This is a genomic window from Pseudoalteromonas luteoviolacea NCIMB 1944, assembly GCF_001625565.1.
Classification (GTDB): domain Bacteria; phylum Pseudomonadota; class Gammaproteobacteria; order Enterobacterales; family Alteromonadaceae; genus Pseudoalteromonas; species Pseudoalteromonas luteoviolacea_F.
Genome location: NZ_AUXS01000075.1, coordinates 211,636 through 232,589, shown reverse-complemented (window position 1 = coordinate 232,589; position 20,954 = coordinate 211,636). Strand labels below are relative to the sequence as shown.

Below are 20,954 nucleotides of genomic sequence, written 5' to 3'. Positions count from 1 at the left end.
CGCCAGCTTCTGAAGCGCCCCGCGCTTCAGAGAACTTTCATTAATAATATCTATTGAATAAAAGTTAATAACTATTCACCTATGCTGTCTGTAAAGCGCTTTTTTACTATTTTCGCACACCTCACAGGCAATCAAATATTCATTGACTCAAGGCTATCCAAGCAATCATTGATGAGCTAAAATCGGGAAAAATGTCCCTTATTGGAGGATTGTCATGGCCATGACAGATGAAGAGTTATTTTTAGCTTCCATGGGCGATGTTGTACCGCTGGCACAAGATAATCGCGCACAACTAGAGAAACAAAAAAGCCAACCAACAGAGGCACAGCTCGCTAGGCGGGAAGCTGCTCAAAAAGAATTAGACTTTGACCCTAACTTTCTCTCTACTGAATATGTTGACCTGCTAGACCCTCACGATCAGCTTGGTTATAAAAAAGACGGTGTTCAGGAAGGTGTATATAAAAACTTAAGACTAGGTAAATATCAAATAGATGCAACACTTGACCTACATGGCAAGTCTTTTGTTGAAGCTCGACAAGCGCTGTTTGAATTCGTGGTAGATTGTCAGAAAAGAAATATCCGAGTTTTATTGATCCGCCACGGTATTGGGCTTAAAAGCAAACCATTTCCAGCTATTCTAAAAAGCTATTGTAATAAGTGGTTGCAAGAGATGCCCAACGTGCTGGCATTTCATTCCGCTCTAACATGCCACGGCGGCAGTGGTTCAACTTACACACTGCTAAAGAAAAGCGAAGAAAAGAAATTAGAAAACAGAGAAATACACGCCAAAAGATAAACATTAAAAATGGGGCAGCCAAAGCCCCATTTGAATTTAACGTTTCTTATCTTTGCTGAAGAGAATACGTACAGGTTTGCGCTTCAGCCGCCTGTGCCTGATTAAACCAAGCCGACACACCTAACGCGAGTACTGAAATAACGACAAAAGAAAGTTTCACACCACCTTGACCGTTTTTCATTGTTTTTTCCTGCTTTATTATTGTTTTTTTTCTAACATACTGAATATAAATAGATGTCTCAATATGTTTTTATATACAGTAATTATGTAAATTAGAATAACTCTTAATTACATTTACTTACAAATCATGTAGTTATTTTTTATCCCTATAAAATTATTCATTAGTTACCGTCACTTGAGATAAATTCAGTCAGCACTTAAAAGGTCCACACCATACATATCAGTTAGTACCCAACAGTTATATCCACCGTATTTTTTATTGGCTTTTTTTCCAAACAAGCTTTTATATTACTGGTAATTTGTGCAACAACCGTATCCAAATTGGTAACTGCTGCAACATGCGGCGTCACCGTCACTTTTGGGTTTGACCAAAAAGCATGATCTTTGGGCAAAGGTTCAGTTACAAACACGTCCAGTACAGCATGGCCAAGTTCACCGCAATCCAATGCTTCGAGAAGATCATGCTCATTTAAGTGCTGCCCACGAGCAACGTTAATCAACAGACAGTCACTTGACACCTGATTAAACAGCGCACGATTCAATATACCTGCCGTTGCATCAGTCAAAGGCAATAAACACACTAGGTAATCCAGTTGAGATAGAAACTCACTCAGCTGCTCTTCTCCATGAAAACACCTAATATTATCTAACTGTTTTGCTGTGCGAGACCATCCCCTGACACTTAACCCATTTGCAGACAAACGTTTCGCCACAACGGCCCCCAGTTCGCCCATGCCTAATATACCTGCTGTTGCACCTTGTCTCGCTCGCCGAGGCTTCCAATAGGATGTTGATTGGTTTGCACTGTACTCTTGAGATCTAAGTTTGTAGGCAAGAATATGAGAAAGTACATACTCAGCCATATCGTGACTCAGTTGCTTATCAACTATCCTCGCTACTTCAACGTCAGGAGGAAGTTTATCTACTGGGATACCATCGACCCCAGCTCCAAATGACTGTACCACTTTTAAATTAGGCAACTGTTGCCATAGCTCTTCAGGCGCTTTCCAAACAAGTACAAATTCGATATCGGCCAAATTATCACAATGCGGCCACAGGTAGATATCAACATCTGGTAAAGCCCCTTTGAGTTTTGCCATCAGTTTGTCATTGTTCCTACCCGTAATACAGACTAATACGGACATCTCTTCTCCCTTCAATACGCTTGTTACAAGACACCCACAGTATACCTGCGACTAGTAAAGTGTTGATAGAGCAAGATCACCACAAAACTGACATACCCTTGCAACATGGCTGTCACACTTGCTTTTTAATCTGCTATAAACACAGCCGTAGAGAAATATTTATGATCAGCGTCGATAAAGTGATCGAAGCAAACCTGCCTCAGTTGGAGAACTCACCTAAAGTAAAAGGGTTGGTAAAAAAAGGCCTAGGTTACTTATTGCATGAACAAGAATTTGTTGCATTTGCCGACACTTACCCACATTTAGAAGGATTAGAATTTGTTGAGCAAGTTCTGGAAGAGCTAGACTTTGACGCGCGCTTCAAACCCAAGCAAATCGAACATATACCAAGTGAAGGAAGCGTCGTTATCGTCGCAAACCACCCAATTGGTTCATTGGACGCGCTGGCTTTGATAAAAGTACTGGCGAAAGCAAGACCTGACCTAAAGGTTGTCGCCAACCGCATGCTGATGTCAATTACTCCTATGCACTCTTTGTTATTGCCCGTTGACAATTTATCTAATGCCAGTCGCAAACAAGAACTCGCGAATATTCAAAAGCATTTAAAAGCAGAAGGCGCGCTGTTAATCTTTCCAGCCGGCGAAGTGTCTCGCCTTAGCCCCACTGGAATAAAAGATTGCAAATGGAATACTGGCTTTTTACGTATGGCGAAAAAAGCCAACTGTCCAATTTTGCCAATCTACATCAAGGCTAAAAATAGCCCCCTCTTTTATGGCACTTCTATGATTTACAAGCCATTAGCGAGCCTATTGCTGGTTAAAGAAATGTTTAAACAACGGCAAAAGTCACTGGAGTTTGAAATCGGTGCCAGTATTCCGCCTGAGTCGTATCGCCTAGATAATTTAAAAGACAAAGAGATCGTTGCACTGATACGCAAACAGCTTTACAGGCTAAACAGCAAAAAAACATTGCCGTTAAAAACCCAAACCCCCATCGCTGTACCTGAATGTAAAAAAGAGCTAAAAAAAGCCATTGAACAGTGTGAGCGTCTTGGTGAAACATCAGATGGGATGCAAATTTACCTCTATCAATACGCAGGGAGCTCTCCGATATTTAGAGAACTTGGCAGATTGAGAGAAATTGCTTTTAGAGCCGTTGGTGAAGGCAGCGGAAAAAGGCGAGATACTGATAAATATGATATGTATTATCAGCAACTTGTACTTTGGGATGCCAAACAGCTAGAGTTAGTTGGTGCGTACCGTTTGGCCAGTGCACAACAAGTCATTAAACAACATGGCGCAAGTGGTTTATATACCAGTAGTTTATTCTCGTATAACGACGCTATGAGTCCTTACTTTGCACAAGGCTTGGAACTAGGTCGAAGCTTCGTGCAACCTAAATACTGGGGCCGTAAGAGCTTAGATTACCTCTGGTATGGCATCGGTGCTTTTATTAAGCGATACCCTGAACACAGGTACTTGTTTGGCCCTGTCAGTTTATCCAACACTTTGCCTGATAAAGCAAAAGCTATGCTGGTATATCATTATCAACATTACTTTTCAGATCTCGATAATTTAGCCCAACCCAACAACGAGTTTAAACTGTCCCAGTCACAACTCGATACATGCAAAAGCCTGTTTTGTGGTGATGATATAAAAGAAGACTTTGCAGAGCTAAAGCATATTTTGGCGAATATGGGCGCACAAGTGCCAACACTGTTTAAACAATATACTGAATTGTGCGAACAAAGTGGCGTTAATTTCTTAAGTTTCAGTACCGATCCGGATTTCAATAATTGTATTGATGGCCTTGTACTGGTTGATCTCACTAAATTAAAGGCAAATAAAGCCAAACGTTATCTTGGTGAAAACATTTATCAATCTTAGGTAAAGTCGCGATGGACACTCTGTCTTTGCGGTAAAGCAATGAAGTTGTAAGAATTAAAGATAAATCCCTTGCAACCTTGTTGCAATTTTTTATACTGGCGCTCGGTCTCCATATTTAACAACGTAGATTAAGCGCCAATAATGATTAAGTCCCTCTTTAATATTATTATTTTTGTAGTCGTACTCGCCGCAGCCTTGGCATATCAGGAATTAGGCATGCTAGAAGACGACGGTAAACAGTCTGCGCCATACTTTTCTTTGCCAACATTGGCAAACCCCTCAGAGCGATACAATATCAGCGCGCTGCAAGGCGAGCGTTCGGTAATTTACTTTTTCGCCCCGTGGTGCAACATATGCCGCTATAGCATGCCCAATATAGATAAATTGCACCGCCAAGGTAAGGTCAATGCTGTTGCCATTGCTCTAGACTTCCAAAGTACGGAAGAAATCACCAAGTTTAGCCAAGACTTAAACCTGTCTATGCCAATCTTGTTAGGCAATCAAAAAACAGCACAAGATTACAAAGTTAAAGCCTATCCGACTTATTATGTTATGGATCCAAAACTGAAAATAATTGAACGCTCAATTGGCTATTCTAGCGAGCTTGGAATACGCTTACGCTTGTAAGAAAGTGTATCTACTTAGTACACTTTCTTACCCAAACCCGCAATAAATCAACGCATTTTGTCCGTAGACTGTCCCTCAAATTAATTCTCCTCACTGCCAAAGGGACTCGACGATGTTTGCTCAACATACTCTCAAATATTTTACTTTATCTCCTGTGATGTTGTGTATGGCGATGGCCGCCCATGCTCAAACCAAAAATGATGACATGGAACACATTGAAGTTATCTATAAACGAAGCTCAATTACTTCTGAAATTACTGAAGACACTGAAAAGCTGATTGAAATGCCTGGCGCGCTGGGCGACCCACTGCGCGCCGTTTTCGCTCTGCCCGGTGTTGTTGCAGCAGGGGGATCTATGAGTGAACCTGCGGTAAGAGGTTCTTCGCCTAGCGACAACATGTTTGAAGTTGATTTCATGCCCGCAGGTTATATATTTCATGATTTTGGTAGTTCTATTTTTAACCGCCATATTATTCAAGATTTCCAACTATATTCTGCTGGTTATGGCGCCGGATACAGTAATGCAACAGGCGCTGTTTTTGACGTCACTTTGAGAAACCCAAAATACCAACCCATCACAACCACACTAGACTTCTCTATGTTTAATGCTGGATTTTTTGTCGAGGGTCAAGCTACGGAGAATACCGCTTTTTATGTATCAGGTAGAAAAAGTACACTTCCACTATTTTTTAGCGAAGGTGAAGAGCTAGAAGATGATGATGGAGAACCCAGCGGTGTCACAGTCAACGATGCCCCTGATGACCACGACTATCAAGGCAAGTTTTTGTGGGACATCAATGATAAAAATACCCTCACCTTTAATTTTACGGGTGCCGAAGATTCAGCCGCTGCTGGGTTTAGTGAGCGTGCAGAACTTGCGCAAAAAACTCCTGAGTTTCAGGGCGATGCTCGATTTATTAGAGAATTCAACAGCCAAAGTATCCTATGGGATCACTATAGTAAGAAGTTTCATCTAAAAGTAGGTGTAGGTGCTTTGGATCACTCTGGCAGACTCGAATATGGTAAACAACCCACTAATCTAGCTGGCTTTTACGAGCAAGAAGGAGAAAAGCAATATACCTATAAGGCACGCTTAAACTATACCGTCAATTATCAGCACCGTTTCGTTTTTGATGCCGCGTACTTCGACAATGAAACAACTTATGAATATGATACTTTTCAGTACCTTTGTACTGAAATAGACCCTGACTGTGATTTGAAAAAAGGCGATCGGATCAACGGAAAACGCACCATTGATCTGGACTCAGGTTTTGCTGGTATCACCCATATTTGGCAGCCACATGAAGATTGGCAGACAGAACTTGGCTTGCAAAGTCAGCACAATCGCTATACAGATGAGACCTTCACCTCTCCTCGTCTTGCGGTTAACTACTATGTTTCACCAAACAGCGTGATCAGTGCAAAAGTAGGCCGTTATAATCGCATGCAAGATGTCGAGTATATCTTGCCTGAAATTGGTAACCCTAAATTAAAGTCTCAAGTTGCGACTCACAGCACACTGGGCTTTAGACAAGAGTTAGAAAACGAGTGGTCTTGGTCAATCGAGGGCTATTACAAGACAATGGAAGACTTACCACTGGCGATTGACTCTGGCAATGACGCGCACCTTTTATACAGCAACCAAGTTGAGGGACGTGCATATGGTGTTGACATTTTAGTCAATAAAAACAAAACCGATAATTGGTACGGCTGGGTTGCGCTGAGTTATGCGAAAAGCGAACGTACTGATTTAAGAAGAAATGTCACACGAGACTATTACGCCGATACACCGTTGGTCTTCAACGCAGTGCTCAACTACGACATTAATGAGTTGTGGCAAGGTGGCTTTAACTTCACCGCGCGAAGCGGCCAAGCATATACACCAATTGTTGGTGTACGAGAGAACCCGGATCACGCCGGTCGCTTTTTACCTGTATATGGTGACCCATTTTCAGAGCGCTTCAAAACCTACCACCGCCTTGATGTACGCTTCGAAAGAAAAACCTCCGTATTTGGTTTAGATGGTAAGTTGGTATTCGAACTTATGAATGCTTATGGTCAAGACAATGTTGCCTACATTGATTTGGATTATGACAAAATAAAATCAGTCAGTGATCTTCATATAAAAGAAGAGAACGATGATTTTGAAATGCGTCCTTCAATCGGTTTTAGCGTGACATTTTAATTCCCCTAGGCTGCTTGGGCCGCTAAGCACAAGTAGCGTTAACCTTCCCAATAAGGCATGGCGAGTAAGTAATTGCTACTTGCGTTTTTCGCCATTGCCTTGCATGATCCGCCCGTTTAACACCTCGGAGTATTATCATGCCTAAAGCTTGCGCATATCACATCTTAGTTAAAACCGAAAAAGAATGCTTAGCCATCAAAACCAAGTTAGCAAAAGGCGGCGACTTTAATAAATTGGCAAAACAGCATTCAACCTGTCCTTCAAAAAAACGTGGTGGTGATCTAGGAGAATTTAGCAAAGGAGACATGGTTAAAGCCTTCGATGACGTCGTGTTTAAAAAACCACTGTATGAAGTACATGGCCCGGTTAAAACAAAGTTTGGTTACCATTTAATTAAAACTGTGTATCGAAGTTAGTGAGACGCTGAAAAGCTGCCCCTAATTCAATCGAAAAAACAGATTACCTTAATAGCTTTTAATCAATTTTAATTCGGTCTCACTCAACTATACTGAGTGGCATTGAAATCACTGAGAGAGTTATTACTATGTTTACTGTTATTTTTGGTCGTGAAGGCTGTCCTTACTGTGTACGTGCAAAAGAATTGGCAACACGTTTAAAAGAAGAGCGTGATGACTTTAACTTTCGATACATTGACATAAATAAAGAAGGGATCAGTAAAGCCGATCTAGAAAAGTCTGCTGGCAAGCCTTGTAACACAGTTCCACAAATATTTGTCGACCAATCCCATATCGGTGGATTTGATGATTTTGAGGCCTATGCCAAGGCAAATTTAGGGTTATATCAATAACCCTAAAAAAAATACAGTTTATTTTTTGACCAATTTCAACCACCTACAAATTTAGTGCCAATTTATACAAGCAATTATCTTTTCTTTACTGTACAATGCCGCCTCTTTTAAATTGTTGAGGCGCATTAATGTCAGAACCAGTAACGTTTGAATCTTTAGATCTTTCTCCTGCAATCCTTAAAGCAGTCGAAGAGCTAGGGTATCAATCACCTTCTGAGATCCAGGCTCAATGTATACCGTTATTGCTAGAAAGAAAGGACGTGCTGGGACTAGCGCAAACGGGTACGGGCAAGACGGCAGCTTTCGCACTGCCGCTATTAAACAATGTTGACGCATCCGTTAAGCAACCACAAATTTTAGTACTGACTCCGACTCGTGAACTTGCACTGCAAGTTGCAGAGGCATTCGAGCAGTATGCTAAGTACACCAGAGGCGTAGAAGTACTTGCGCTATATGGTGGACAAAGCTATGGCGTGCAATTAAGTGCACTTCGCCGTGGCGCACAGATCATCGTGGCAACTCCGGGGCGTTTAATCGACCATATCAACCGTAAGACCATTGATCTATCTAACCTAAATGCATTGGTATTAGATGAAGCTGATGAAATGCTACGCATGGGCTTTATCGATGATGTTGAAAGCATCATGGAAAAAACACCAGAAGAAAAGCAAACATGTCTTTTCTCTGCAACTATGCCAAAGCAGATCCAATCTATTTGTTCTAAGTACTTAGATAACGCAGAGCAAGTAAAAATCACGCCACGTAACTCAACTGTTGACACAATTGAGCAAGTTTACTGGCGTGCAACGACACATAAAAATAAAGCTATCGTACGCTTCTTAGAAGCTGAAGATTACGATGCTTCTATCGTGTTTGTACGTACTCGTAATGATACTGTTCAGCTTGCTGAACTACTTGAGCGTGAAGGTTTCTCTGCTGCACCACTAAATGGTGACATGAACCAACAGGCACGTGAGCGTACAGTTGAAAGACTGAAAAGTGGTTTACTAGACATCGTTATCGCAACAGACGTTGCGGCACGTGGTCTAGATGTTGACCGCCTAAGCCTAGTTATCAACTACGATATTCCACAAGACAGTGAAGCCTACGTTCACCGTATTGGCCGTACTGGTCGTGCAGGTCGTAAAGGTAAAGCTATCTTGTTCGTAAAAGGTAACGAGCGTTACTTATTACGTAACATCATGCGCCATACTCGTTCAGACATTGAGCAAGTAGAGCTACCAAGTGCAAAAATCGTTGAGCAAAAGCGTATCGAAGCACTTCAGAATAAGCTAAGCATGTCACTTGATCACAAAGACATCGAGTTCTTCAGTGAAGTAGCTCAAGGTCTAGGTGAAAAACTTGAACTAAGCCAAGAGCAACTTGCTGCTGCACTTCTTTGCCTTGCACAGCAACAGTCTCCACTTAAAGTTGAAGAAATTAAAGTTCAACAGCGCGAACGTCGTGACCGTGATGGCAATCGTGATCGCCGTGATGACAGACGTGGTGAACGCGGTGACCGTGGTGATAAAAAAGGCCGTCGTAACACAGGTCCAATGGATACATATCGTATTGAAGTTGGTCGTGAGCACGGTGTTCAGGTTAAGAACATTGTTGGTGCGATTGCAAACGAAGCAGATATCTCAAGTAAGTTTATCGGTGAGATCCGCTTATTTGACGAGCACAGCACAGTTCAACTTCCTCAAGATATGCCAGCTGAGACTCTAACACACTTCCAAGGCGTTCACATTTGTCAACGTCCAATGAAGATGACTAAGAGTACTCACCCTGCTGATCAGGCGCGTGGCAATGGTAATCGCCGTGAAGGTGGCAGACGTTTTGAAGAGCGTGGTGAACGCCGTGATGGTGGCAGACGCTTCGAAGAGCGTGGTGACCGTCGTGACGGTGGTAAGCGCAGCTTCAGAGATCCACGTAGCGACAAGCGTCGTGACGGTAACAGAGATGGTAACCGTGACAACAGACGCAAAGAGCGTGGTGAACGTAACGAAATCAACTTTTCATAAGTTGTAAACATCTTTAAAAAAAGCTGCTACTTTAGCGGCTTTTTTTATTTTAAGTCCCGTCCTAAATCGTTCTTCCCAACCAGTCTCTGGGATCAAATCTAAAGTAGGCTACCATCAGATTAAACAGCTCTGGATTCTCCTGCTTCAACTCAACCGGCTTTTCAATAAAGGTTTCGGTTAATACAGCGAAATACTCGGCTTCATTGGTCGCCCCATACTCATGGATCACATGGGGCATCTGATACGCAAGCTGAGTTTTAAGTTGGCGATAAGCGCGACTCAACACATCAGCCCAGTGCTGATAGCTGATTTCTTTTGGCAACTCGGGGGTACCATTGGTATTACCAGCTTGTTGATCTAACTGATGAGCAAACTCATGAAACACTAGATTATGACCATCACCTGGTAGACGGTTTCCTTCTAAAACATCATGCCAGCTAAGCACCAATGTGCCACCAGGCCATGATTCACCTTGCCTAACCGCAGTGTGATAACTTACCAGTCCTGCACTGTCTTTGTTGGTCTGTGGTGCGTAATACTGACTTGGATACAAAAGTACTTCTTTAACGTTTGGATATAGTGGCCAGGCTTGATTCAAGACCAATAAACATGCATCAGCTGCAATGATCAATGACATTGCCCTGGTTACTTGTAAACCATCCCGGCCAATCACCCGCTTTTCACCTAAAAACCAAATGATATGCTGCTCAAGCCTCTGACGATCAGCGTCTGTCATGTTGCGGTAGATAGGCATGTAGTTAAGTAGCACCTTTTTATCTGCTGTTGACAACTTGTGCGGTTGGTATTTTTTGTGCCAAAAATAGCGTTTTATGTCGTTGAGATACCAATAAACAACCACAAACACGGCTAAAAAGGCGATTAACATAAGATTTATCATACTTGCTCATTTACTGTGCTTTTTTACTTAAGTGTGTGCACCTTTGTCCCTTTTCAATCATTCTTTGATAAAATCGTCAAATAAAACACCGAATATAAATTGCCATGTCACTGCCTATTGAATCTATACAGTCAGATTTTTTAACCACTATTTCCAAACAAGATGTCATTGTTACCGCAGCCACAGGCTCTGGTAAATCGACACAGCTACCCATTTGGGCAGCCTCTCAGGGCAAAGTACTCGTTGTTGAGCCAAGGCGTATCGCTTGTACATCACTTGCGGAATATGTCGCTAATTTATGCGAAACAAAACTTGGGGATAAAGTAGGCTACGCTATTCGTTTTGAAACTGTATTTGATGCACACACCGATATCGTATTTGTAACCCCAGGCGTTGCACTTAGATGGTATTTTGAAGACAAACTGAACGCCTATTCACAAATAGTATTAGATGAATTTCACGAGCGCCGCTGGGACATGGATCTCCTGCTTGCATTGCTCAAGCAGCATGCGCAACATCGGCTTATTCTCACCTCCGCTACGCTTAATGCACACAGCCTAAGCCGATATTTAAATGCACCAATCCTACACAGCGAGGGAAATATGTACCCCGTTGAAGAGGACTTTATAGCAAAAGATCAACGTGCTATGCCAACAAAAGACAGGTTAACAGAGCGTGTCGTTGCAGCGTGCCATCAAGCACAAGAAGACACTGACGGTGATATTTTAGTTTTTCTTCCAGGAAAAGGGGAAATCATAGCCTGTGCGTCTGCATTAAAATCTTTTGATGCGGTAGTGGTGCAACTTTACAGTGGCTGCTCCAAACACAATCAACAACTCGCACTTTCGAGGCAGTCATCGCAGCGTATTATCTTAGCTACCAACGTGGCTGAAACCTCTCTGACCATACCAAATGTTACCTGTGTCATAGATTCAGGCCTAGAACGACGCACACACCTCAGAAATGGCAAAACTGTTTTGGGGTTAGACGCAATTGGGCGTGACTCCGCAAAACAACGTTTAGGCCGTGCAGGCCGAACACAAGCGGGTATTTGTATCCGTCTATACGGTCAATTTGCCCCTCTTATTGAACGAACCCCTCCAGAAATTCAGCGCGAATCACTGACAGAACTGGTATTGGCCGCGGGGTGCGCGGCACAAGGCGTAGATTCCTTACCATTTATCGACCCCTTACCAGAGGCATCTAAACAACAAGCACTCACGACTCTACATGGTATCGGCGCAATTGATAACACACAATGTGCGACCGAGCTTGGGAAGCTTCTCTATCCGCTTCCGGTAGATGCTGAGCTGGGGTTTTTGATTGCGAATATGCCTTCTGGTGCACTCAAACAAGCTGTTATCGACTTAATAGCACTGATCTCTGTGCCTGCGCGAGTTTATCAACTGCCCAATAACCTCGACCAGCTAGAGCAAGTGAATTCATTACTACCAAACTACTGCGATGTTGAGTTAGCCATTGCCCTTGTTCGTGGAAAACTAGATGGACTGCTCCATATCGAACAAGAGGCGTTGGCTGAAGCAAAACAATTTAGCGAACAATTACGAGAATCTTTTTGCTTGCCAAGTCTAGACAAAGCAGCGAGTTATGACCGCCAAGCTCTTCTACAAGCCATTGCAAAAGCACGCCCAGAATGGATATTCGTAAAGCGACAAAATCGTAGAGGTGGCTATGGTAATGGTAAAATAGAAGTTTCTCCTTCCAATACATCACGTATCAATGAACATACCCAAGCCATGTTGGTATTAGATACCTTCTCCCTTGCCGGTAAAGGCAGTAAACAAGCGATGACAATGGCAACACTCGCCGCGCCACTGCCAATGAACATACTTACCGAACTGAGCATAGGAGAACACCGTATCACTCAGGCTTTTATTGAAAATGAACAAATCTATATAGAATGTGATTTAATATATGCAGGTATATCGCTGAATACTAAAGCAGAACTAGCTCAAGGTGATGATCTGATCACAGCTTGCCGACTTCTCATTCAATCCGATACGCTGTTTCCAGGCTCCGCAGCCAAAATAAAAAACACTCTCACTTACCATTCTTTATACTACAAGCATGAAAAGATAAATAAAACAGTTCCAACTTTAGAAGAACATCTTGACCATACATTGCGTGTACTCGGTATTACGCAGCCAGAAGACATAGAGTTAATCGAATCAAATGACTTAGACTTCCAAAAAGTAGAAAGCTGGCTATTAGATCCCTTCATCGAGAAGCACCCTATTAAGGTCTCTCTACCAGAGCTAAATATGTCCGTTGCTTATAATTTTTTAAGTAAACGGATTTTATTAGAATACCTCTCAGGAAACAGAAAAGATGCGCCTAAAAGGTGGGAGCTACCAAGCTGGACAGGTTATAAAATTCAGTATAAAAAATCCAGTAAGGTTGTAGATATAAAGTAAAAAGCACTGTTAATAGTGTAATACTCGCAACCCCAACCACCTGAACTTCACAGATAATTATATTTGTTAGGGCGTTTCTTTGGGATCTCCTAATCTGTTTTAGAATATTACCAGACCTTCAGCCTTTATTTTTATGGTGCAGGTTTTTGGGGGAATATAGCACTAAGCCATGAAACTATTAACAATGATATATAGACACTTAACTTTCCACTTTAAAATAGCTGGCTAGACCAGAAAACTGTAAATAAAGGAAGAAAGACCAGGGTTATAAAACTTACTACCACCCAACATTATTTTTCATTTAAAAAACAAGAGACTAAAACCACAACATTAGAGAAGAAATAAAAAGTAAGGTATTATTTAAAAATAAATGACCTAAGTTTATAGGCCATATTCAAATTAGTGTAATAAAATAGAGCTTTAAGGTACACTAAAGTTTATTATTAGCCATCACCGCTCAGTATAACCTGACTTTCACGTAAATGATCTTGGGCGTTCTCACGATCTTGCCTACGCTGCTCTTTTGTTGTACAACGTTTTTTCGGGATACTTGACCCTAAACTACGTACCTGCTCACAACGATAGCCATCTTTTTTTGCACTGTCTCCCGATGCATCTGTTGACTGACAACCGGTAACGAAGCCTGTCGATACTAAAAGCGCTACTAATCCTATTTTTTTTATCATTTTATTCCCTATCCTTTTATTATAAATACCTACCAATTAAAACTACAACGTACAAAAGAATAAATCAAGCTATTAAAAATAAAAAACAAGTCATATAAAACAAAAAATAATAAATATTAAATAATACATATTAAACAATTAATTCTAGAGAAAAATCAAAAACCACCACTTCTTATAAGCAACATTAACTGCAAGAAACTCACCTACCATAGCTATAATAGATGTAAATACTTTTTTATTTTAGCTACCCATGAACAACTAGCATCGCTCGTTATTTTGGCAAAGCGTATAACTTTTTAACTTTGTGTTTTATTGCGTAGAGATACACTGTAACTGAAGATGAGGTAACCGTATAAGGTTATAAAAAACTATCGTTTAGAGTGAAATATAAAGGGAATATAAAATAAAGGAGCATAATTAAAAAGAGCCGTATAAAACGGCTCTTTTAGAACTCAGCTAAAATTAGAAGCTGTAGTCAACACTTAAGTAGAAAGTACGTAGGAACTGGTCATAGTAACGACCTTCATAACCTACCAAGTGACCTTCTGCATCACCTAGTGAGAACGGAGGCTCTTTGTCAAAGATGTTCTTAATACCAGCTGTGATTACTGTGTTTTCAAAACCGAAGTAATCAACTTTGTAGTTAAACGTTGTGTGAGAAGGAACTTCTAACTGTACGTCACGGCTGTGAACTGCACCAGTTAATGTACCATCGTCGTTACGTACGTAATCTGGGTTCTCAATTGTACCGTACTGAACGTTAGTTTCTGCATCATGCCAGCCTGAACGATAGTTCGCACGTAATGTATGGCTGAAGTCACCAGTCGTCAATACTGTTTGAGCAGTGATTACGTTACGGAATACAACTTCTTCGTCCGCACCGTATTGACCAAGTGAACTTCTCCACTCATCAGCTGTACCCGCTAGTGTGTACTCTTGCTTCACGAAGTATGTACCTTGAAGTGAAGTTTTCAGAGTACCAAAACTAAATTCATTGTTTAGGTAAACTTTCCAGTCGATACCTTCGTTGATGCTCTCACCGATGTTCAGAGGCTGAGAGATGAAGTATAGACGCTGACGACTCGCGTTGTTCGGATCCGGCGCAAGTACGAACTGCTCGTCATATAGCGCAGGGTTTGTAGTAAACGCATAAGTCTCTGATGGCTCATCTACACGGTTTTTAATGTCAACTTTCCAGTAGTCAATTTCGAAAGTGAACTCATTGCTTGGCGCGTATACGAAACCAAGTGACCACTGATCAGATGTCTCTGGCTCTAGGTTTGCGTTACCACTGTTAAACAGGTTGTACTGAATAGGCGCTGTACTACAACCACTCTTACGAGCATCAGTTACAGGACATGTGTAAGGCGCACGAGTAACACCACCGTAGTTTTGCGGCTGTGCAATTTCTAGCATTGTCGCTGAACGGAAACCTGTACCGATTGAACCACGAAGTACTAAGTCATCAGTCGCATTGTAACGTAAGCTGATTTTGTAAGTTACATCGCTTTCATCATCGTTCGCAGTGATTTGCTGAACAGTTTCGGTTTCGTCGTTTTCATCAATGTAGTGGTTGTTATCTACACCACCAATCATATCGTAACGAATCGCTGCAGAAAGCATTAGGTCGTCTAGTACTGGCACCTGGAATTCAGTGAACGCGCCGTACGTTGTACGCTCTAGGTCAAAGATTGGATCGCCACCTGCACCCCAACGCTCATCTTTAGCATTTTCAGCTGAAGGAATGTTTTCGTAAGTGTTTATGCGGTAGTCTACACCGTAACCGATATATACTTCACCAGCTGGTAATTCAAATAACGGCTGTGATGCACGTAAATCCCAAGCAATAGAGCTTGTTTTCCAAGTTTGGTTTACATGGCGCCACTTACTTGCTTCAAGTGCATCAAGACCTGCTTGACTCATTTCACCAGGAAGCGCAAATACGTCAATTGTACCATTTGCAATGTCACCAACCCAGTTTGCGTAGAAGTGACCATCTGAGAAGCTTTCGTCACGCTCAGCGCCTGAAATAGCTAATGCAGTGCTGAAGTCGATAGTATCGAAAAGTACACCTTCAAAACCAAAAGAAGAGTTGAATGTTGTAGTGTCGTAAGTTGAAGTACGGTTACCGCCTGGTAGTGCACGCCACGAAGCATATACTTCTGTTGCACGTGCTTTTTGGTCTTCACTCAGGTGCGGCTCAACATATTTAGTATATGCTTCACCAGTTGTACCGATTGGAATACCACCCGTTGGGTTAGGTGCGATACGAGACGTCATAGTGAAATCTGTGTAGCTCGCAGTAGCAAATGCTTTTACGTCTTCAGTGACATCAAAGTTACCGTGTACCATGAATGAAGTACGTTCACTTTCTGGCACAATTTCCAATGTACTTGTGAAGTCAAACATACACTGCTCAGAACTTGGGTCTTTTGCATTGTCTGGCGCACAGTTACCATTGGTAGATAGGTACGGGTTGAATGAGTAAGTATCTTCGCCTTCACCAAATTCAACTTCTACGTTTGCAGGAATTGCATTTGGAGAACCGTTGATAGAGAAGTAACTTTGACCTTCATGTGCAAATTCTAGAAGGCCTGTTTTAGAGAAGTCACGATCTTTAGAACGCAATGTTTCTTGAGTGTCGTGAGAAACTGTAAACAATAAGCTGTAACCGTCAGAGTCATAGTCACCAAAACCAGTTGTGAAACTTACGTTTGTTGTTTCACCACCTTTGCGAGGACGGTCTGTTCTTACAGAGATAGTAGACTGATCAACCTCATCTTTTAGGATGAAGTTAATTACACCTGCGATAGCGTCAGAACCGTAGATTGCTGAAGCACCATCAGTTAGAACTTCAACGCGCTCAACTGCTGCAAGAGGGATACTGTTGATATCAACAGAGCTACCAGAAAACTGAGAAGCAATACGACGGCCGTTAAGAAGAACTAGAGTATACTCTGAACCCAGACCACGAAGTGAAGCTGTTGCAGTACCTGCACCACCACCACCAACAGAAGAAGTTGGAGTTGTGAAACCCTGCATTGAAGGAATTTGAGTGATCAGATCAGGAACAGATGTAACACCTGTTGCTTTGATGTCTTCTGCACTTAGGACATTTACTGGTAACGCACCAGCAAGGTCTGTGCCCTTGATGCTTGAACCTGTAATTTCGATTTTTTCGATTTCTTTTTCTTCAGCTGCTGCGTTAAAAGCAGTTGCTGAAACAGCACCAAAAGCGATCGCTAAGCGAACTGCTTTTGAAATCTTACTATTTAACATTCAATTTCTCCCTAGGCTTTTAGAAAAGCTTTTATTTTAATTTTGCCTTCAATACGAGGTTAAACACGTTACTTTTTTGTGTACCTCATATGTAACAACGCAAGTATAGTAACCACAAAGTAAATACTCATGCAAGCTTGTAAAAACCAGTTAATACAATGAATTATTGCTTAAAAAGCAATTAAAAGATTCATAAACAAAACTCATAAAATAGTCGAACTTGTGGCTAACAATGGATAAACCAAGCTTAGGTAGCGCAACAAAAACAATTCAAAAAAGGTACAAAAATAACAATAAAACAAAGAGCTGCAAAACTTCCAGCTTTTTAATATCGATACATTTGTTAGGAAAGATGACGAAAAATCTAAATCAACTGAAGTGAAAAAAGAATTGGAAAACGTTCAATTAACGCACAAGCCACAAAAACAAAATATAAACAAAAAAAACAACAAGTAAACAAATAAGATCGGAATGCGCAATAAAACAAATAAAAAAAAACCTACCTAAGTAGGTTTTCTAGACAAGTTTATTTCATGTAGATACTTAAGCTACATGGCATCTACCTTTTTTACATAAATTCACGTAACACGCTTTATTAATAAAGTTATAAATGCTGCAACTTGTTAGAACTTTCTTGTAAATAAGTAACTTGGCTCTAAGTGATACTTAGAGCCAAGTAGCTGAAATTAGAAAGTGTAATCAGCTTGTATGTAGAAGCTACGGCCGTATGCGTCAGCATAACGTGGGTCGTAACCAACCTGGTGACCAGCAGCGGCATTCAGTGTGAATGGAGGTTGCTTGTCAAATAGGTTCTTAATACCAAAGCCTACATTTGCATTATCACCCCAAGCGTAAGCTAGACGGTAATCGAAAGTCATGTAAACAGGTACGTGCTTTTGAATCACACTACCATCAACTGCATCATTCCAGTCGTCAGCTTTAGCCACGTAGAAACTTACGTCTGCAGCTGCGTCTGTGTAACCACTACGCGCCTTAATGTTTAAGCTGTGAGTGAAGTCACCGTGAGTGAACGTATTGTTGAAGTTAATGATGTTACGGAAAGTAACCGCTTCGTTTGTACCTACTTTACCTAGGCTTGTATCCCAGATGTTGTCACTACCTACACGTAGGTTTTCACTTTCAAGCATATAAGTACCCATTAACTGAGACTTAAGTGTGCCGAATGAGAACTCCGTAGTGAAGTCGAAGTGCCAGTCGATACCAGATGTTCTTGACTCACCAACGTTATCAGCTGCCTGGATGATTGCTACAACTGTATCACCAGTACCTTTGTCAATCTTGGTTGTGAACCACTCTGCATATGTTACAGGGTCGCCGAAGATTTGATTTTGCGTTAGACGTCTAACTTGGTTTTCCATCTCAACGTTCCAGTAGTCAACACCAAAACTTGTACCTTGGTCACCTGACCATACGAAGCCCATCGTATACTGCTTCGAAGTTTCAGGTTGAAGTTGAGGGTTACCTTCACGGAACACGTCATACTGAAGCTTGTCTGAATAACAGTGTCTAGCGATCTCTTGTCTTAGGCCTGCTGGACAGTCGTAAGGAGAAGCCGTTACACCAAACTCAAGACGAGGAGCTGCGATTTCACGCATCGTTGCCGCTTTAAAACCAGTACCGTATGAAGCACGTAGCAACCACTGGTCATTTGGACGGTATGAAACACTTAACTTGTAAGTTGTGTCGTCAGCACTGTCATTAACTGTTTGGTTACCAGTACGCTTAGAATCTGTGATTTCACCAATTTCGTCATAACGAAGTGAACCTGTAACTTCTAGGTCTTCAAGAACAGGAACAACTACTTCAGCAAATGCACCGTAACTGTCACGCTCTAAATCAAATTCAGTACCAGCTGATTCGAATAGTACGACTTCAGCATTTTGGCCTTCACCGTTTGTTAGTGAGTAGCTAGACTGACGGTAATCAAAACCAACAGCCATATAAACAGTACCAGCATCTAATTCTGCGATTGGGCCTGAAGTTTTACCTTCGATAGCAAATAGGCCTGTGTCTGTAGTTTCCCAAAGACCGCTGAACATAGTGTTTCTAACTGCTGTGTTTTGCTCATCAGTTAGTGAAGATGGGTCAGCAAAGATGTCGATTTGGCCTGAAGTTACAAGAGCCATAAACTCTTCTTCTAGAGGGTAACCAGTAATACGGTTTTGCTCACGTTCAGCATCTGACTTAGTTACAGCAACATCATAGTTCCACTCACCAAAATCACCACGTAAACCAGCAACAAAATGCGTAGTCATAGTGCTGTATTCGTCAGTACGGTTGCCACCTGGAAGTACACGCCAACGAGCTGCAACTTTTGTCATATCCGCTTTAACATTCTCAGGCAAGTACTTAATTACGTTGTCTTGAACAAGTTGTGAGTCAGCATCTAGTGAGAAAGTACCTGTTGGGTAAGGTGCAATACGCGCTGTCATATCAAACTGTGATGCAGATGCAGTTACGTATGCTTCCGTATCATCATTTACTGAGAATGTACCTTGAAGGAATAAGTTGTTACGCTCACTCTCTGGCTGAATTTCTAGTGTACTTGTGTAGTCAAACTGACACGCATTACCTGAAGGTGCGCTCGTTGTGTGACATGAGCCATTTGCTTCTTTGTACGGGTTAAGCGAGTAAGTTGCAGTCTTGTTGTCACCTTCGTCATCAAGAATGAAATCGCCATTTTCATCACGTGTATTGTATGTGACATAAGCGTTACCTGGGATCGCATTCGAAGAACCAGCAATTGCTACCAGATCTTGGCCAGCATGTTCAAACTGTACGAAACCTGTTTTTGCAAAGTCACGATCAACCGATCTTAGGTTGTCTTGCTCATCACGGCTGAAGCTCACCATTACGTTGAAGCCATCACTACCTAGGTCACCAAAACCTGTTGTGATTGCAAAGTTAGAGCTTGAAGTATCTTTTGGCTTGTCATAACGCGCACTGACTGTAGTCTCTTGCACGTCGTCTTTAAGAATAAAGTTTACAACACCCGCAATCGCATCAGAACCATAAAGTGCAGATGCACCGTCTTTTAGGATCTCAACACGCTTGATTGCAGATAGAGGAATTGAGTTGATGTCGATACTAGAACCAGAATCTGAAGACGCCATACGACGACCGTTAACTAGTACTAGCGTATATTCAGCACCTAAATCACGTAATGAAGCAGTTTGAACACCGCCGCCGCCACCACCAACTGACTCACCCGCTGCAGTGAAGCCCTGCATCGATGGGATGTTCGCAATAAGGTCAGGAACGCTGGTTACACCAGACTTAGCAATATCTGCTGCATCGATAACGTCAACTGGTAGCGCGCCTTCAAGGTCAGTACGCTTGATCGCTGAACCTGTAATCTCAATACGCTCTACTTCTTGTTCACCTGCTTCATTAGCAGATACAACAGCTGATGCTGATACAGCACCTAAAGCTAGCGCTAAACGCACAGCCTTGGTTACTTGATTGTTTAACATTTGAATCTCCCTGGACCACTCTTTTGAGTGGTTATAATTATATAAATGGTGTGAACCAATCTTTTTTATTGTTGCACTAAGGGCAACACAGTGCAGGAATACTAAACAATCCCTGCCCTCAGCGTCAACAATTTTATTGCACTTCTAATCTTAAAAATCAACATTATTTCACACTAAAAGTTACAATAAACACACAGAAAAAACCTTAACTAAATGTATTTAAAGTATTTTTTATTTTTTTATGAAAAAAACACCACTTTTTAAAAAAAAACCAAAAAACCTGCTACACACTCAATTAGATCAAATTTCACAACAAACTGATCAAAAAACGACGTACCCAATTAACAAACAGGAAACATTCACAATAAAACACATAAAAATCAGAGGCATAAAAAGAAAAAAGACAAGAAAACCCCATGTTAAAACATAGTAAAAAAACAAAACTTGATACCAAAAAGTTAATAAACGATCACCAAGCACTCAAAACACATATAAAAAATAAACTTCGAAC

The 20,954-nt window shown here is 41.5% G+C and carries 14 protein-coding genes; 8 read left to right on the top strand and 6 right to left on the bottom strand.

Annotation, left to right across the window (positions count from 1 at the left end; all coding sequences use genetic code 11):
* Positions 1-214: 214 nt before the first annotated feature.
* Positions 215-796 (top strand): DNA endonuclease SmrA, encoded by a 582-nt coding sequence (smrA, locus tag N483_RS23625; protein WP_023396987.1) that lies wholly within the window; start codon positions 215-217, stop codon positions 794-796.
* Positions 797-842: 46 nt separating this feature from the next.
* On the opposite strand, the gene N483_RS27635 is transcribed toward smrA, so the two are convergent.
* Together N483_RS27635 and N483_RS23620 are read right to left on the bottom strand one after the other, a co-directional pair.
* On the bottom strand, positions 843-977 hold the full coding sequence (locus N483_RS27635) for a hypothetical protein (RefSeq protein ID WP_023396988.1): 135 nt from the start codon (positions 975-977) through the stop codon (positions 843-845).
* 223 nt (positions 978-1,200) lie between these two features.
* On the bottom strand, positions 1,201-2,121 hold the full coding sequence (locus tag N483_RS23620; protein WP_023396989.1) for a 2-hydroxyacid dehydrogenase: 921 nt from the start codon (positions 2,119-2,121) through the stop codon (positions 1,201-1,203).
* Between the two features lie 161 nt (positions 2,122-2,282).
* Between N483_RS23620 and N483_RS23615 the strand changes: the two genes are divergently transcribed.
* The 6 genes from N483_RS23615 to N483_RS23590 all read left to right on the top strand — a co-directional run bounded on the left by N483_RS23615 (position 2,283) and on the right by N483_RS23590 (position 9,651).
* A complete protein-coding gene (locus N483_RS23615) occupies positions 2,283-4,007 on the top strand; it encodes a GNAT family N-acyltransferase (protein ID WP_023396990.1) in 1,725 nt (574 codons plus the stop codon).
* Positions 4,008-4,148: 141 nt separating this feature from the next.
* The gene (locus tag N483_RS23610; RefSeq protein ID WP_023396991.1) at positions 4,149-4,634 is read left to right on the top strand and encodes a TlpA family protein disulfide reductase; all 486 of its coding nucleotides are present in this window, start codon (positions 4,149-4,151) and stop codon (positions 4,632-4,634) included.
* Positions 4,635-4,746: 112 nt separating this feature from the next.
* Complete coding sequence (locus N483_RS23605) at positions 4,747-6,819, top strand: TonB-dependent receptor plug domain-containing protein (RefSeq protein WP_023396992.1); 2,073 nt, start codon at positions 4,747-4,749, stop codon at positions 6,817-6,819.
* 137 nt (positions 6,820-6,956) lie between these two features.
* Positions 6,957-7,235: a peptidylprolyl isomerase gene (locus N483_RS23600; RefSeq protein WP_023396993.1), complete on the top strand. Its 279-nt coding sequence runs from the start codon at positions 6,957-6,959 to the stop codon at positions 7,233-7,235.
* Positions 7,236-7,363: 128 nt separating this feature from the next.
* A complete protein-coding gene (locus N483_RS23595; RefSeq protein ID WP_023396994.1) occupies positions 7,364-7,627 on the top strand; it encodes a GrxA family glutaredoxin in 264 nt (87 codons plus the stop codon).
* A 128-nt stretch (positions 7,628-7,755) separates the two neighbouring features.
* Complete coding sequence (locus N483_RS23590; protein WP_023396995.1) at positions 7,756-9,651, top strand: DEAD/DEAH box helicase; 1,896 nt, start codon at positions 7,756-7,758, stop codon at positions 9,649-9,651.
* Between the two features lie 61 nt (positions 9,652-9,712).
* On the opposite strand, the gene N483_RS23585 is transcribed toward N483_RS23590, so the two are convergent.
* Positions 9,713-10,549 (bottom strand): M90 family metallopeptidase, encoded by an 837-nt coding sequence (locus N483_RS23585; RefSeq protein WP_023396996.1) that lies wholly within the window; start codon positions 10,547-10,549, stop codon positions 9,713-9,715.
* 104 nt (positions 10,550-10,653) lie between these two features.
* On the opposite strand from N483_RS23585, the gene N483_RS23580 reads away from it, so the two are divergent.
* Positions 10,654-12,984, top strand: a complete 2,331-nt coding sequence (locus tag N483_RS23580; RefSeq protein ID WP_023396997.1) for a DEAD/DEAH box helicase — start codon at positions 10,654-10,656, stop codon at positions 12,982-12,984.
* A gap of 443 nt (positions 12,985-13,427) precedes the next feature.
* On the opposite strand, the gene N483_RS23575 is transcribed toward N483_RS23580, so the two are convergent.
* The 3 genes from N483_RS23575 to N483_RS23565 form a co-directional block, all read right to left on the bottom strand.
* A complete protein-coding gene (locus tag N483_RS23575) occupies positions 13,428-13,670 on the bottom strand; it encodes a hypothetical protein (protein WP_023396998.1) in 243 nt (80 codons plus the stop codon).
* A gap of 462 nt (positions 13,671-14,132) precedes the next feature.
* On the bottom strand, positions 14,133-16,949 hold the full coding sequence (locus tag N483_RS23570; protein ID WP_023396999.1) for a TonB-dependent receptor domain-containing protein: 2,817 nt from the start codon (positions 16,947-16,949) through the stop codon (positions 14,133-14,135).
* Positions 16,950-17,635: 686 nt separating this feature from the next.
* A complete protein-coding gene (locus N483_RS23565; protein ID WP_023397000.1) occupies positions 17,636-20,443 on the bottom strand; it encodes a TonB-dependent receptor in 2,808 nt (935 codons plus the stop codon).
* Between the last annotated feature and the right edge of the window lie 511 nt (positions 20,444-20,954).